Annotated in this window: 14 protein-coding genes; 9 read left to right on the top strand and 5 right to left on the bottom strand. The window is 61.2% G+C overall.

All coding sequences use genetic code 11. The features are described 5' to 3' along the window. Positions 1-84: 84 nt before the first annotated feature. Positions 85-477 (top strand): GFA family protein, encoded by a 393-nt coding sequence (locus PZL22_RS08790; protein WP_003529630.1) that lies wholly within the window; start codon positions 85-87, stop codon positions 475-477. Between the two features lie 27 nt (positions 478-504). Here PZL22_RS08790 and PZL22_RS08785 read toward each other — a convergent pair whose 3' ends face one another. Further along, positions 505-2,022, bottom strand: a complete 1,518-nt coding sequence (locus PZL22_RS08785) for a winged helix-turn-helix domain-containing tetratricopeptide repeat protein (protein WP_193378095.1) — start codon at positions 2,020-2,022, stop codon at positions 505-507. A 126-nt stretch (positions 2,023-2,148) separates the two neighbouring features. Between PZL22_RS08785 and PZL22_RS08780 the strand changes: the two genes are divergently transcribed. Together PZL22_RS08780 and PZL22_RS08775 are read left to right on the top strand one after the other, a co-directional pair. Continuing rightward, complete coding sequence (locus PZL22_RS08780) at positions 2,149-2,361, top strand: DUF1127 domain-containing protein (RefSeq protein WP_003529627.1); 213 nt, start codon at positions 2,149-2,151, stop codon at positions 2,359-2,361. Positions 2,362-2,372: 11 nt separating this feature from the next. Continuing rightward, positions 2,373-3,539, top strand: a complete 1,167-nt coding sequence (locus PZL22_RS08775; RefSeq protein WP_033048658.1) for an MFS transporter — start codon at positions 2,373-2,375, stop codon at positions 3,537-3,539. Here the strand turns inward: PZL22_RS08775 and PZL22_RS08770 are convergent. Beyond that, positions 3,536-4,291: an SDR family NAD(P)-dependent oxidoreductase gene (locus tag PZL22_RS08770; protein WP_003529623.1), complete on the bottom strand. Its 756-nt coding sequence runs from the start codon at positions 4,289-4,291 to the stop codon at positions 3,536-3,538. The two genes, PZL22_RS08775 and PZL22_RS08770, sit on opposite strands and share 4 nt — an antisense overlap. Before the next feature lie 168 nt (positions 4,292-4,459). On the opposite strand from PZL22_RS08770, the gene PZL22_RS08765 reads away from it, so the two are divergent. The 6 genes from PZL22_RS08765 to PZL22_RS08740 all read left to right on the top strand — a co-directional run bounded on the left by PZL22_RS08765 (position 4,460) and on the right by PZL22_RS08740 (position 8,515). Next, the gene (locus tag PZL22_RS08765) at positions 4,460-5,041 is read left to right on the top strand and encodes a L,D-transpeptidase (RefSeq protein ID WP_003529621.1); all 582 of its coding nucleotides are present in this window, start codon (positions 4,460-4,462) and stop codon (positions 5,039-5,041) included. Between the two features lie 189 nt (positions 5,042-5,230). Then, the gene (locus tag PZL22_RS08760; RefSeq protein WP_003529619.1) at positions 5,231-5,371 is read left to right on the top strand and encodes a hypothetical protein; all 141 of its coding nucleotides are present in this window, start codon (positions 5,231-5,233) and stop codon (positions 5,369-5,371) included. A gap of 162 nt (positions 5,372-5,533) precedes the next feature. After that, positions 5,534-6,118 (top strand): hypothetical protein, encoded by a 585-nt coding sequence (locus PZL22_RS08755; protein WP_003529617.1) that lies wholly within the window; start codon positions 5,534-5,536, stop codon positions 6,116-6,118. 133 nt (positions 6,119-6,251) lie between these two features. Continuing rightward, positions 6,252-6,839, top strand: a complete 588-nt coding sequence (locus tag PZL22_RS08750; protein ID WP_003529615.1) for a protein-S-isoprenylcysteine O-methyltransferase — start codon at positions 6,252-6,254, stop codon at positions 6,837-6,839. A gap of 9 nt (positions 6,840-6,848) precedes the next feature. Beyond that, complete coding sequence (locus tag PZL22_RS08745) at positions 6,849-7,634, top strand: hypothetical protein (protein WP_003529613.1); 786 nt, start codon at positions 6,849-6,851, stop codon at positions 7,632-7,634. After that, positions 7,631-8,515, top strand: coding sequence for an SDR family NAD(P)-dependent oxidoreductase (locus PZL22_RS08740; protein WP_003529612.1), 885 nt, complete (start codon positions 7,631-7,633; stop codon positions 8,513-8,515). Before PZL22_RS08745 ends, PZL22_RS08740 begins: the two co-directional genes overlap by 4 nt. Positions 8,516-8,854: 339 nt before the next feature. On the opposite strand, the gene PZL22_RS08735 is transcribed toward PZL22_RS08740, so the two are convergent. From PZL22_RS08735 to queA, 3 genes are all read right to left on the bottom strand, one after another. Further along, positions 8,855-9,676: a transporter substrate-binding domain-containing protein gene (locus PZL22_RS08735; protein WP_284718590.1), complete on the bottom strand. Its 822-nt coding sequence runs from the start codon at positions 9,674-9,676 to the stop codon at positions 8,855-8,857. A gap of 447 nt (positions 9,677-10,123) precedes the next feature. After that, positions 10,124-11,254, bottom strand: coding sequence for a tRNA guanosine(34) transglycosylase Tgt (gene tgt, locus PZL22_RS08730; RefSeq protein ID WP_003529609.1), 1,131 nt, complete (start codon positions 11,252-11,254; stop codon positions 10,124-10,126). Further along, positions 11,255-12,337 carry a tRNA preQ1(34) S-adenosylmethionine ribosyltransferase-isomerase QueA gene (queA, locus tag PZL22_RS08725; RefSeq protein WP_003529606.1) on the bottom strand — a complete coding sequence of 361 codons (1,083 nt, stop codon included), beginning with the start codon at positions 12,335-12,337 and terminating at the stop codon, positions 11,255-11,257. Between the last annotated feature and the right edge of the window lie 8 nt (positions 12,338-12,345).

Genomic DNA, 12,345 nt, shown 5'->3' with positions numbered 1-12,345 from the left:
GCCAGACAGACATGCGACAAGCCGCGTCTCTCGTGGCGCTGGTCAACGTCAACGCTGGACCGCTTGATTTGAAGGAGACGCAGTATGGATCGATTCCAAGGCGGTTGCCTCTGCGGCAACGTGCGATTTGTGGCGACGGGACGACCATACCGGGTAGGCCTCTGCCATTGTCTCGACTGCCGCAAGCATCACGGTGCCCTTTTTCACGCGTCCGCCATTTTCCCTGAGAACTCTGTAACGATCGATGGCGAGACGCGCGATTACGCCGGTCGGCATTTTTGCCCCCGCTGCGGCTCGACCGTCTTCGCACGCGGCGGAGACGAAATCGAAGTGAACCTCGGATCCTTGGACGCCCCTGATCAATTGATGCCGACCTACGAAAGCTGGACCGTCCGCCGCGAATCCTGGCTGCCGCAGTTTCCCCTCAAGAGACGCTACGAGCGGGACCGTGACGAAACGAGTCGCTTCGAGGAATAGGCCGCACGAACGAACGATCGATTCGCGTCACTCCGGAAGGCCCGCCTTACGGTAGCCGTCGACAAAATGCGCAAGCGTCGCAGCGTCGCGGAACGGCTCCGTATCCGCCCAGTGGCGGGTTGTAAAATGCGGGTTGCCGACGAGGAACAGTTCGACCTCCGCGCGCGCCTCGTCGAGCCGGCCCAGTTGGGCAAGGCTTGCCGCCAGGAAACGTCGCGAGCTGGTGCGATAAGTCTCGTCCCGGCGCAGTGTCTCGACGGCGGCTTCGTATTCGCCGGCGGCATATTGCGCCTGGCCGAGCGTCAGATAGTACCAGCTTGCCGGAAACGGGTTCAGCCGGAACGCCTTGCGGATGTGCTCAAGGCCCTCCTCCACCCGCCCGGCCAGGACCGCGATGTCGGATAACGTCGCCCAGGTATCGGCCTCGTTCGGATCGAGCTCGATCGCCTTGGCGAATTCCGCATCCGCCTCGGCGAAGCTGCGCTCATAGGCAAGCAGGTTGGCCAGCACCCAGCGGCACCCGGCATCGTTGGGATCGATCGCCACGGCTTTGCGCGCCAGCTCCAAGGCAACGCTACGGTTGGGTTCGACCGGTTCGCCCCAATGCACCCATCTCATCCAGTGGTTCATGGCGAGCCAGCGATAGGCCTCGGCATATTCCGGATCGAGCGAAACCGCGCGCGTGAGCATCAGATGCGCTTCCCGCGCCGTCTGAGGCGAATCATCGATCAGCTTGCGCGCCCGCACGCAGAGATCGTAGGCCTCGAGATTTTTGGGGCGGTTGCGCGGCGGCTGTGGGCGCAGCCGGCCGAGCAATGCCTCCACGATCTTGCCGGTGACCTCGTCCTGAACGGCAAAGATATCTTCGAGGCTGCGATCGAAGCGTTCCGCCCATAGATGATTACCACTCACCGCATCGACCAGCTGTGCGTTGATGCGCACGCGCCCCGCGGCGCGTCGTGCGCTACCCTCCAGCAGATAGCGCACGCCAAGGTCCTCAGCGATCTCGCGCACGTCCCTCGCCTTTCCTTTGAAGGCAAAGGCCGAGTTTCGCGCGATGACGAACAGGCCGGAGATCCTGGACAAGTCGGTGATCAGGTCTTCGGTCAACCCGTCCGCAAAGGATTCCTGCTCCGGATCGCTGCTGAAATTAACGAAAGGCAACACGGCTATCGATGGTTCGTTGGGCAGCGGCAGTGGACTTCGCTTCGCGCCACCGGCCTTTTCGACAGGCCCCGTGAAGCGGTAGCCGACCCGCGGAATCGTGGCGATCCATTCGCCGCCGTCGGAGGGCGCACCAAGCATCTTCCGCAGTTGCGCGATCTGGACGGTGAGGTTGCCTTCCTCCACCGCCCTGCCCGGCCACGCCGCATCCATCAGCTCGGCTTTTCCCAGGATCTCACCAGGCCGCCCGACGAGCGCCTCAAGCAGCTTCAGCCCGCGATAACCGACGGCAACGGGCTCATCGTTCCGAACGAGCGTTCCCGCACCCGGATCAAGGACAAACGGACCAAAGACGAAGCGCGATCCCTGCATAGGGCGCATCTATAGTCCGTTTGGGAATTTTTGAGAACTTTTTGGAAGAGCTTAATTGCCACGCTGTTCGCATCGCGCAGAATTCATCCTCTTTCGGGTCGAGGGCTCTGCCCCTCAAACCGTGTGGAGGTTACCATGAACGATATCCCCTCCGTTGTGACGGAAACGCCGCGTCGGCCCTACCGCCCCGCCACAATTCGAAGCATTATCGCGACCTGGGACGAGCGGAAGCGCTTTCGCTGCGAACTTGAGCAAAAGTTGAAGGACGATCCCCATTTGATCAGCGATATCGGTCTGACGAAGCTTGAGGCCGAGGCGGAGATCGCCAAGCCCTTCTGGCAAGTATAAGGCAAGTCTGCATGACCGCTGAAAGCACGACTTTATCGCGACAGGACCAGATCCCGTGGGCCGCTATGGCCGGCATCATCGCGACCGTCACGGTGTTCGCCGTGGCACAGGGGCTGACCTATCCCCTGCTCAGCTTCATCCTGGAGCGGCAGGGGACGACGCCTGGCCTGATCGGCTTGTCGGCGGCGATGACCCCGCTGGGTTTCATCGTATCCGCCCTCTTCATTCCGGCACTGGCGCGGCGCGTGGGCGGGGCGCGGCTTGCGATCCTGTGTTCGGGCCTGGCCGCGCTCACGCTGATCGCGATCGGCTGGACGCAGGAGGTCTGGGCCTGGATGCCGCTGCGTTTCCTGCTCGGGTTCTTCGCCAATCCGCTGTACGTGATCAGCGAGACCTGGCTGCTCTCGATCACGCCCGCGCGGCGGAGGGGCCGAATCATGGGCCTCTATTCGTCGATCGTCTCGGGCGGCTTCGCCATCGGCCCGCTCTCGCTCGGTCTGGTCGGCACGCAAGGCTGGCCGCCCTTCATGGTCGGCATCGTGGCCTTCCTTCTCTGCGGGCTGATCGTGCTTGCGGTCGTGCCGCACCTGCCGAAGATGCCACATGAAGGCGAGGCGACATCGGTCGGCGGCTTTTTCGCACTGGCGCCGCTCCTCTTGTTCGCGGTTTTCGCCGCAGCCGCCTTGGAGCAGACCCTGCTTTCCCTGTTCGCGGTCTATGGCGCGGCGCTTGGCAGCACAGAAGGGCGTATCGCCTCGCTCATCACCTGTTTCATCGCAGGCAACGCCGTGCTGCAGATATTGCTGGGACGGGTGGCCGAACGGTTCGGGTCGCTGCGGACCATGATGCTCTGCGCCTTGGCTTCACTGGGTGGCTGCCTGCTGCTGCCGGCGATCTTCGAATCATGGCTCATCTGGCCGCTCTTTTTCGTCTGGGGCGGGGCCTCGTTCGGCATATACACCATGTCGCTGATCCAACTCGGCGAGCGATTCACGGGTCAATCCTTGGTCGCCGGCAACGCGGCCTTCGCCTTCGTATGGGGCATCGGCGGCATCGTCGGCTCGCCCGCGACAGGACTGGCGATGCAACTGATCGGACATCAGGGGCTGCCATTGTCCCTTGGCCTGCTTTGCTTTGTGCTGGCGGTGTTTCTAATCCCGCAGCTCAACAGGCCTTAATGCGCCGTAAAAGCCCCGTCGACCGGATGATAGCTGCCGGTGATGAAGCTCGCCTGTTCCGACAGCAGGAAACAGACGAGAGCCGCGACTTCCTCCGGTTTTCCCCGCCGGCCGAGCGGCTGCAGCGCTTCCAGGCGTCGTGTCTTCGCCAATTCCGAATGTCCCGACAGAAGCGGCGTTTCGATCCAGCCGGGGCCGACCGCGTTGATGCGAATCCCCATTCTTGCATATTCGATCCCGGCCGCCTTGGTGAGCCCCACCACCCCGTGCTTGGCGGCGGTGTAGGCGGACGCGGTAGGCAATGCAACCGCACCGAGAATCGAGGACATGTTGACGATAGCGCCGCCGCCCTTTCCGAGCATGGCGGCGATCTCGTATTTCATGCAGTAGAAAACGCCGTTCAGGTTGACTTCGATCAGCCTGCGCCAATCTTCGAGCGGGTAGTCCGCGGTCGCTTGGCGCGGGCCCTCTATGCCTGCATTGTTGACCGCCAGATGCAATCCACCGCATTCCCGCACGGTGAAGGCGACCATTTGCTCTACCGCCCCCGCGTCGGTGACGTCGACGGTGAAGTCTCGCGCCCTGCCCCCGGCAGAGCGAATCTCGGCCGCGACGCTGCCCGCCGCGTCGGCGTCGCGGTCGGCGACTATCACTTCCGCACCCTCGCCGCCAAGTTGCCTGGAGACGGCGGCGCCGATGCCGGAACCCGCGCCGGTCACGATTGCGATTTTTCCTTCCAGACCGAGTTTCATCGTGCCGCTCCTTGTCTCCGCTGCTTCCCCGAACCAGTCGATCAGACGCCGGTTCCGGTCGCAAGAGGTTTCATCCTTGCGGTCGTATCCGTTGCAAGGCTTGGCCGACACGCGCTTGGGTGTTAAACACGAAATCGTAGGGACTCACAATTTACTCAGCAGGTGAGAATGGAGAAGGATCGCATTACGCGCCGGGTACTCGTGCTGGGTAGCCTGGCTCTCTTGGCCTCTGGCTGCAGTTCGTTGCGCTCGGCGGACAGCCCGCAATCAGCCAGGACCCGTATAGACCCACGATACCGCAGGCAGGAGGTCGCCTATTATGGCGGCGAAGCGCCTGGAACGATCGTCGTCAATACGGGAGAACGTTACCTCTATTATGTTCAGGGAGGCGGTTCGGCGATTCGCTACGGGATCGGCGTAGGCGAGGAAGGCCGCACCCTCAAAGGCCGGGCGAAAATCGGCCGCAAGGCGGAGTGGCCCTCCTGGACGCCGACTGCAAACATGATTCGCCGCAAGCCGCATCTGGCGCAATATGCCGGCGGAGTGAGCGGAGGGCTGCATAACCCGCTTGGGGCCGCCGCGCTCTATCTCTACCAGGGCGGAAACGACACCATGTTCCGGCTGCACGGGACGAACGAGCCCTGGACGATCGGCCAGGCAGTATCGAGCGGTTGCATTCGTTTGACGAACGACGACATCGTCGATCTCTACAGCCGCACCCCGGTGGGTGCGACCGTGCTGATCATTTGATGGCGTTTTCCGTTACATTTCGGTATAAATGACTAAGCCCCGTGTGTTCCGACGCGGTTGATAACCCGGTAACCATAAAGCGGTTATCAACTGTGTCCTTTCTGCACTAGGCCCCGGCGCAAATCGCCACTATTACTTGAAGTGTTGCCTTCGATAACCCATTCCGACTATTGAGGAAAGGACTACTTGATGAGCCGAATTCTAGTTGTGATGATTGCGTTGCTTTCTGTTGCCGGCCTCACCGCGTGTGATACGATCGGCAAGGGTAAGGGTAAGGCCCCGCCGCCTGCTGCCGTCGATACGGTAGAACCGGCGCCGGTATACAAGTAACAGTGACTTTGCGCCGTGGGAGAGCTCAACGACCGCCCTCCCACGGCGCGTTATTCAGGCTAGACCGGCTGTGATACTGACGGCATAGTACGCGTCAAGAACTCCAGAGAGCCGGCCCGAGGTCTGGATTGTCAGAACTCGGAAGACAATCTAAGTGGTGTGATGACGCTTGCACGAGGCCGCATATCCCTTGTGATCTTGGTCGCACTGGCAGCAGCTGCATGCCAGACACAAGACAAAAATCCCGAACCCCGCTACGTTTCCAGCAGCCTGAAAGGGCCGGCGAAACTCGAATCTCAAGCGAGAGAGCAGGGATATTTCATCGAATTTCGCTCCCGCTACGCGCTGAGCTATGGCCACACCTACGTTATCTACGGGCGCACGAACAAGTCTGGTGCGGTCGTTCAGCGACAGGTTGCCGGCCTTGCACCGGCTACGCTTGATCCGACACCGTATGTCCTTGGCCATTTCGTGCCCGTTCCGGCTGAAACCGGCGCGAGCGACGGTGACCTTGAGGAAGAATACCGCTCGGCAAGCTGGCGCGTCATGCTGACGCAGGCGGAATACAACAAGGTCGTGGCTTTCATCGACAAACTGAAAGCCAAGTCGAAGTTCTGGCACGCGTCGCTCTACAACTGCAACGCCTTCGTGGCCGAAATCGCCCGCTCCATGGGCTATAAGACACCCGGCATCTGGCTTAGGCCGCAGGAATTCATTACAAGGCTTCGGGAGATGAACGGAGGTTGAGAGGCGACGGGCACAGAGCTCGCGATCCAACCGTCACCGTTCGAAATAGAATCACGCTGCGAAGCATCGGCTGAAGAAGGTTCCCGCCCGATCGTTGACGCCAGGCGCATGCTAAGGACTTGGGGAACTAGACATGTCGGTATCCTCCATCGGCGAGATCGCCTGGGTGCTCGGAATCGTTGCCTGGTACTTCATTCGCCGCCCTTATGAACGCCGCGCGAAGCGCGTGCGTGTCGTCAGCCACCGCCGCTCAACCTCCGAAAAGCTGGGCCTGGCGGCGGCCCTGCTTGGCCTCGCGATCATTCCCGCTTTTTATGTCGCTACCGGGATCCCGGAGGGGGCCGACCACCCTGCCCGGCTCTGGGCCGTCGTGCTCGGTGCCGCGATTTTCTGTCTGGCCATGTGGGTCTTTCGCAGAACCCACAAGGAACTCGGTCGCAACTGGTCGATCACGCTCGAGATTCGCGACAAGCACGAACTGATTCGGCGCGGTCCTTACGCCCTGGTCCGCCATCCCATGTATACTTCGTTCCTGCTGATGGGCGTAGGCCAGGCGTTTCTTCTGCCGAACTGGGTCGCAGGGCTGGCGGGTCTTGCCGGTTTCGCGGTCCTCTTTCTTCTGAGAGTGGACAAGGAGGAACGCATGATGATGGAAATGTTCGGCTCCGAGTATCGCGACTACATGGCGGACACCAAGCGGATCATTCCTTACATTTACTAGAGGTGCATGATGCGAGGCCGAGCCCTCAAGCTTTCAGCGTCTCGGCGCCTGGTCGGGGATCTCATGCGATTTTCGATGAAGGTGCCGCGGGTGAGCGTGCAGCGGCGGATGAATCTCGGGCCGTTGCTCAAGGCCAGAACATCGCTTGAAAGCAGGCCATCCTGGACGGCGCTCTTCCTCAAAGGATACGCCCTTCTCGCTCAGGAGACGCCCGAGTTGCGGCGCGCTTACGTCAAATTTCCCAGACCGCAGCTATACGAATATCCGGGAAGCATCGCTTCCATCGCGCATGAAAGGGAGTACGAGGGCGAACGAATCGTGCTGCTGACGACGATCAAGAATCCGGAGCGCCGTCCGATCGCGGAGCTGGGGTCCTTGATGCAGACGGCGCGAACCAGTCCCGTGCTGGAGGTCAAGGAATTCCGGCGCGCCCTGAAGATCGCCCGCCTCCCCGGTCCGATCAGATGGCTTCTCATGTGGCTCGGATTGAACATCGGCCGGCAAAGGGCGCGCCGTTTCGGTACATTTCAGCTGTCGGTCTATTCGGGCCTCGGCGCGGAATCGCTCAACCCCCTCACGCCTTTGACCTCGCTTCTCAATTACGGCCCGATCGACAACGATGGCTCGGTCACCGTGCGCATCCACTATGACCACCGGGTCATGGATGGCGCCAACGTCGCGCGTGCCCTCGAGCGGTTCGAGAGGATATTGAACGGCGAAGTCACCGCGGAGCTGGAAGGGCTTGCATCCGGGCGCGACGTATCCGCTGCGGCAGGTTCCGGAGCGGCGCGATGACTTCGGGCGATCAACGTCGTCCCGCTGTCGTCGTCGTCGGTGCCTCCCGGGGAATCGGCAAGGCAATCGCCGAAGTGGCCGCGAGGGATGGTGCACCGGTCGTACTCGTGGCGCGTTCGGAAGTGGCGCTGGCGGCGGCCGCCGACGATATCCGGAACGCCGGAGGCGAGGCGTTCACGGTCCCGCTGGATTTCCTGGCTGATGATGCGGCGCTCGGTCTCGAGGACTTCCTGTCCGCAAACGGCCTGTTCTGCGACGTACTCGTCAACAGCGCCGGTTATGGATTGCGCGGAGGCGCGACGGTCCTGCCGCTCGATGAACAGCTCGGCCTCGTCGACCTCAACATCCGCGCCCTTACCGAACTCACCTTGCGCCTCCTGCCGGGCATGGTCGCGCGCCGTCGCGGCGGCGTCATCAATCTCGGTTCGGTCGCGAGCTTCACGCCGGGTCCGTATATGGCGCTCTACTATGCCAGCAAGGGCTTCGTCCGCTCCTTTTCGGAAGCGCTGCACCAGGAACTGCGTCACACGGGCGTGACCGTCACTTGCGTGGCGCCGGGCCCGGTCTCGACGGAATTTCTGGCAACCTCAGGCGCCAATCGCGTGGCACTGTTCAAGATCTTGCCCAAGCTCGAGGCGGGCTATGTCGCTGAAAAGGCGTGGCGCGGCTTCAAAACAGGCCGCCGCCTCGTCATACCCGGCCTCTCGGCCAAGCTGACGATCCTGTTGGCGGCGCTGGTGCCCTCCGCGATCATGCTGCCCCTGATCGGCCGATTGCAGCGCAGGAGCAAGGATCCGTGCCCCTGCGGCTCCGGCAAAAGCTTCACGTCGTGCTGCGGTGCCCGCGGAAATTCGCTCGGAACCACCACGCAAAGTCGGTAGAGAAGCATTCGCGGATTAGGAGCGGTCACGAAACATCGCCCTCTCCATGACGTCGAGTCTTTATGGTCGCTGAATATAGACATTAAAACGTTTCAATATGTTATTGATATTCAATCGCTATCTTCGATAATCCCCTCTAGCTAAGTCCATGGAGGAAGCACGTCCCGGCAGGAAAACTGCTACGGCGATCAGCTGATTTCCAGATCCGAGACGTCCCATGGACGACGAGCGGCCTTTCCTTGACACGGGGAAGAACCAGGGCACCGGTTCCAGAAAGACCGAATGCTCTGTCTCCGCCTCACGGATTAGGCGTCTCCGAAGCCACTCTTCGTAGCGTTATCAGTCCTTGCTGTAGTCAGCGCCGTACCATTTGGTCGTCAGTTTTCCAAGCGTGCCGTCAGCCTTCATCGCTTTGATGATTTCGCCGATCCTAGCGGTCCATTCCGAGTCGCCCTTATCGGCAATGACGACCGCAGGCGACCGAAAGGGATACACGCCCTCGAGGATACGAACGGCATAGCCGTTTCTGACTGCATTTTGGGCGGTCTGCTCGGGGGCGATGACAGCGTCCAATCGAACCCCGTTTCCAAGACGCAGGTCATCGAAGGGCATCATTGAATCCGGAAACGTGCGCACTTCGCCCGGTTCGAGATTGTATTGGACCGGCGGCAAGCCCGGCGCATCGATCTCCAGGCGACGGTTGATGAAGTCCTCGGATGCCGTACCTGTTTCGACGCCGATAATCTTACCATCCAGCTCCTCTTCCGATTGAATGCTGCTCTCGGCATGAACGACGTAGACATAAGGGCTGTAATAATAGATTCCGGCGAAATCGATGACCTCTGCCCGCGCCTTGGTTGGAGCAACGGAACCGACCCCGAGGTCGAAACGTCCCTGCCAGTGGCCTCCCGTCATGGTTGCCCATTCCGGGGTTTCGAAACGTACATTCGCGCCCAACCGTTTGCCGATTTCATTGGCGACATCGATGTCAAAGCCGACAAGGACGTTGTTCTCATCGAGAAAACCCTGCGGAGGCCAGCCGACATTGGTGGCGACGACCATCTCTTTTCTTTCAATGACGCGATCAAGCGTTGAGCCTGCCATTGCCGAACTGCAGAATATAAACAGCGATACCGATGCTATAGCTAACATTCTTTTCATGTTGTCTCCTACCCCCCGTTGAACGGTCAACAATGCCCCGGACGTTTTTTGCTCGGATAGTTCTACAAGCGGACGACCTCCGCAAACCTATTTATTAGAATTCTGCTATCGGAATTTCCGATTCCGACTTCCAAAATAGTGCGATAAACTCAGATTGCTCAAATGAAACCATCGCCACCGGCAAGCTCATTTCGTTTCCGTCGGTGGAGGTCGTCGGCGACGACGTGGCTCAGGAGGCGCATAACTTTCGGGCGCGCAGATTGCCGTTACCGGCTCAACGGCGTGGTCGTGGTTGAGGCGGCGAGCCGTGGCCTCTATCCTTCGGCAGAACGTTGTGTGCAATCGTCGCTCGACTGCGCGGCGTCGGACGGACATTCCTATGAATGTTAAAGGGATGGAGCATTCCCGCGAACCCGAAAAAGAATGGGAATGCTCTGGCCGTGAAGCTCACACCGGTGGCAGATCGCCGCGTTGCCAGCCTTCCATGGTCTCCGCCATGAAATCGGTATAGCGTCCTTCTTCGATAGCCTTGCGGATGCCGGCCATCAGCTCCTGATAATAGGCCAGATTGTTCCAGCTGAGCAGCATGCCGCCGAGCGATTCGTTTGAACGAATCAGGTGGTGCAGATAGGCGCGCGAATAGTCGCGAGTCGCCGGACAGGAAGACTGTTCATCGAGCGGGCGCGTGTCTTCCGCGTGTCGGGCGTTGCGCAGATTGATGCGGCCGTAGCGCGTGAAGGCGAGGCCATGGCGTCCGGAGCGGGTCGGCATGACGCAGTCGAACATGTCGATCCCATGCGCGACGGACTTCAGGATATCGTCCGGCGTCCCGACGCCCATCAGATAGCGCGGCTTGTCGGCCGGCAGGACGGGGCAGGTCACGTCCAGCATGCCGAGCATGACCTCCTGCGGCTCACCGACGGCGAGACCCCCGACGGCATAGCCCTTGAGGTCGAGATCCCTGAGTGCCAGGGCCGAGCGTTCGCGCAGTCTGGGAATGTCGCCGCCCTGTACGATCCCGAACATCGCCTTGCCAGGCTGATCGCCGAAGGCGACCTTGCAGCGCTCCGCCCAGCGCAGCGACATTTCCATCGCACGTTCGATTTCGTCGGGTTCCGCCGGCAGCGCCACGCACTCGTCGAGCTGCATCTGAATGTCGCTGCCGAGCAGGCCCTGGATCTCGATCGAGCGTTCCGGCGACATGTGATAGAGCGCGCCGTCGACATGGCTCTTGAAGGTCACGCCCTGTTCGTTGAGCTTGCGCAGGCTCGACAGCGACATGACCTGGAAGCCGCCGCTGTCGGTCAGGATCGGCCGTTCCCAGCGGATGAACTTGTGCAGCCCGCCAAGCCTGGCGACACGTTCGGCGCCCGGGCGCAGCATCAGGTGATAGGTATTGCCCAGAATGATATCGGCGCCCAGATCGCGCACCTGGTCGAGATACATCGCCTTGACCGTGCCGACGGTACCGACCGGCATGAAGGCAGGCGTACGGATCGTCCCGCGGGGGGTCACGACTTCGCCGCGGCGCGCATTGCCGTCAGCCGCAAGCAGTTTGAATTGGAACGTCTCGGTCATTTAATCTTTCCGGAAGAGCAGGCTCGAATCGCCGTAGGAATAGAAGCGGTAACCCGTTGCGATCGCGTGGGCATAGGCCGCGTGCATCGTTTCGAGCCCCGCAAACGCCGAGACCAGCATGAACAGGGTCGATTTCGGCAGGTGGAAATTGGTCATCAGCATATCGACTGCGCGAAAGCGATAGCCCGGCGTGATGAAAATCCCGGTTGCGCCCGACCAAGGACGGATGTTCCCGTCTTCGGCGGCTGCGCTCTCGATCAGCCGAAGCGATGTCGTGCCGACACAGACGATGCGGCCGCCGCGTTCGCGCACGGCATTGAGCTTCGCAGCGGTCACCGGGTCGACGTGGCCGATTTCCTCGTGCATCACGTGGTCGGCGGTATCGTCTGCCTTGACCGGGAGGAAGGTTCCCGCACCTACATGCAGCGTGACGAAATACCGTTCGATCCCGCCTTCGTCGAGTTTGGCGAAAAGGCGGTCGGTGAAATGCAGCCCTGCAGTCGGCGCGGCTACCGCCCCCTCCTCGCGCGCATAGACGGTCTGGTAGTCGGTCCGGTCCTGCTCGTCGTCGGCACGCTTGGATGCGATGTAAGGCGGCAAGGGAATGTGTCCGACGGCCATGATCGCCTCATCGAGCGAGGGGCCAGAGAGATCGAAGCGAAGCGTCACCTCGCCGGCATCGCCTTTTTCCTCGACCACGGCCTCCAGCGAACCGAGCAGGCAGGCATTGCCGCCATGTCCGAAGCTGATCCGGTCCCCGGGCTTCAATCGGCGGGCCGGGCGGGCGAAAGCTTTCCAGCGACTGGGTGCAACCCGCATATGCAGCGTCAGCGACACGGGCGTGCTTATATCCTCACCCCGGTAGCGAACGCCTTCGAGCTGCGCCGGTATGACCTTGGTGTCGTTGAAGACCAGCGCATCTCCCGGCCGCAGGAACGACGGCAGATCGAGGACGCCGCGATCTTCGAGAACCGGTGCGCCGTCGGGGCGAACGACGAGCATGCGGGCGCTATCGCGCGGGCTTGCGGGCCTCAGCGCAATGGAATTTTCCGGCAGGTCGAAATCGAACAGGTCTACGCGCATCTATGGTA

Origin of the sequence: Ensifer meliloti (genome assembly GCF_030064585.1) — a bacterium.
In the GTDB taxonomy this organism is placed as follows: Bacteria; Pseudomonadota; Alphaproteobacteria; order Rhizobiales; family Rhizobiaceae; genus Sinorhizobium; species Sinorhizobium meliloti.
This window is presented reverse-complemented; position numbering and strand designations above follow the sequence as displayed.

What these genes read in the sequence shown, in the direction of transcription:
- queA (WP_003529606.1), bottom strand. Translation starts at nt 12,337, where the DNA reads ATGCGCGTAGACCTGTTCGATTTCGACCTGCCGGAAAATTCCATTGCG.
- PZL22_RS08765 (WP_003529621.1), top strand. Translation starts at nt 4,460, where the DNA reads ATGGAGAAGGATCGCATTACGCGCCGGGTACTCGTGCTGGGTAGCCTG.
- PZL22_RS08775 (WP_033048658.1), top strand. Translation starts at nt 2,373, where the DNA reads ATGACCGCTGAAAGCACGACTTTATCGCGACAGGACCAGATCCCGTGG.
- PZL22_RS08750 (WP_003529615.1), top strand. Translation starts at nt 6,252, where the DNA reads ATGTCGGTATCCTCCATCGGCGAGATCGCCTGGGTGCTCGGAATCGTT.
- PZL22_RS08760 (WP_003529619.1), top strand. Translation starts at nt 5,231, where the DNA reads ATGAGCCGAATTCTAGTTGTGATGATTGCGTTGCTTTCTGTTGCCGGC.
- PZL22_RS08740 (WP_003529612.1), top strand. Translation starts at nt 7,631, where the DNA reads ATGACTTCGGGCGATCAACGTCGTCCCGCTGTCGTCGTCGTCGGTGCC.
- PZL22_RS08755 (WP_003529617.1), top strand. Translation starts at nt 5,534, where the DNA reads ATGACGCTTGCACGAGGCCGCATATCCCTTGTGATCTTGGTCGCACTG.
- PZL22_RS08770 (WP_003529623.1), bottom strand. Translation starts at nt 4,291, where the DNA reads ATGAAACTCGGTCTGGAAGGAAAAATCGCAATCGTGACCGGCGCGGGT.
- PZL22_RS08785 (WP_193378095.1), bottom strand. Translation starts at nt 2,022, where the DNA reads ATGCGCCCTATGCAGGGATCGCGCTTCGTCTTTGGTCCGTTTGTCCTT.
- PZL22_RS08780 (WP_003529627.1), top strand. Translation starts at nt 2,149, where the DNA reads ATGAACGATATCCCCTCCGTTGTGACGGAAACGCCGCGTCGGCCCTAC.
- PZL22_RS08790 (WP_003529630.1), top strand. Translation starts at nt 85, where the DNA reads ATGGATCGATTCCAAGGCGGTTGCCTCTGCGGCAACGTGCGATTTGTG.
- PZL22_RS08735 (WP_284718590.1), bottom strand. Translation starts at nt 9,676, where the DNA reads ATGAAAAGAATGTTAGCTATAGCATCGGTATCGCTGTTTATATTCTGC.
- PZL22_RS08745 (WP_003529613.1), top strand. Translation starts at nt 6,849, where the DNA reads ATGCGAGGCCGAGCCCTCAAGCTTTCAGCGTCTCGGCGCCTGGTCGGG.
- tgt (WP_003529609.1), bottom strand. Translation starts at nt 11,254, where the DNA reads ATGACCGAGACGTTCCAATTCAAACTGCTTGCGGCTGACGGCAATGCG.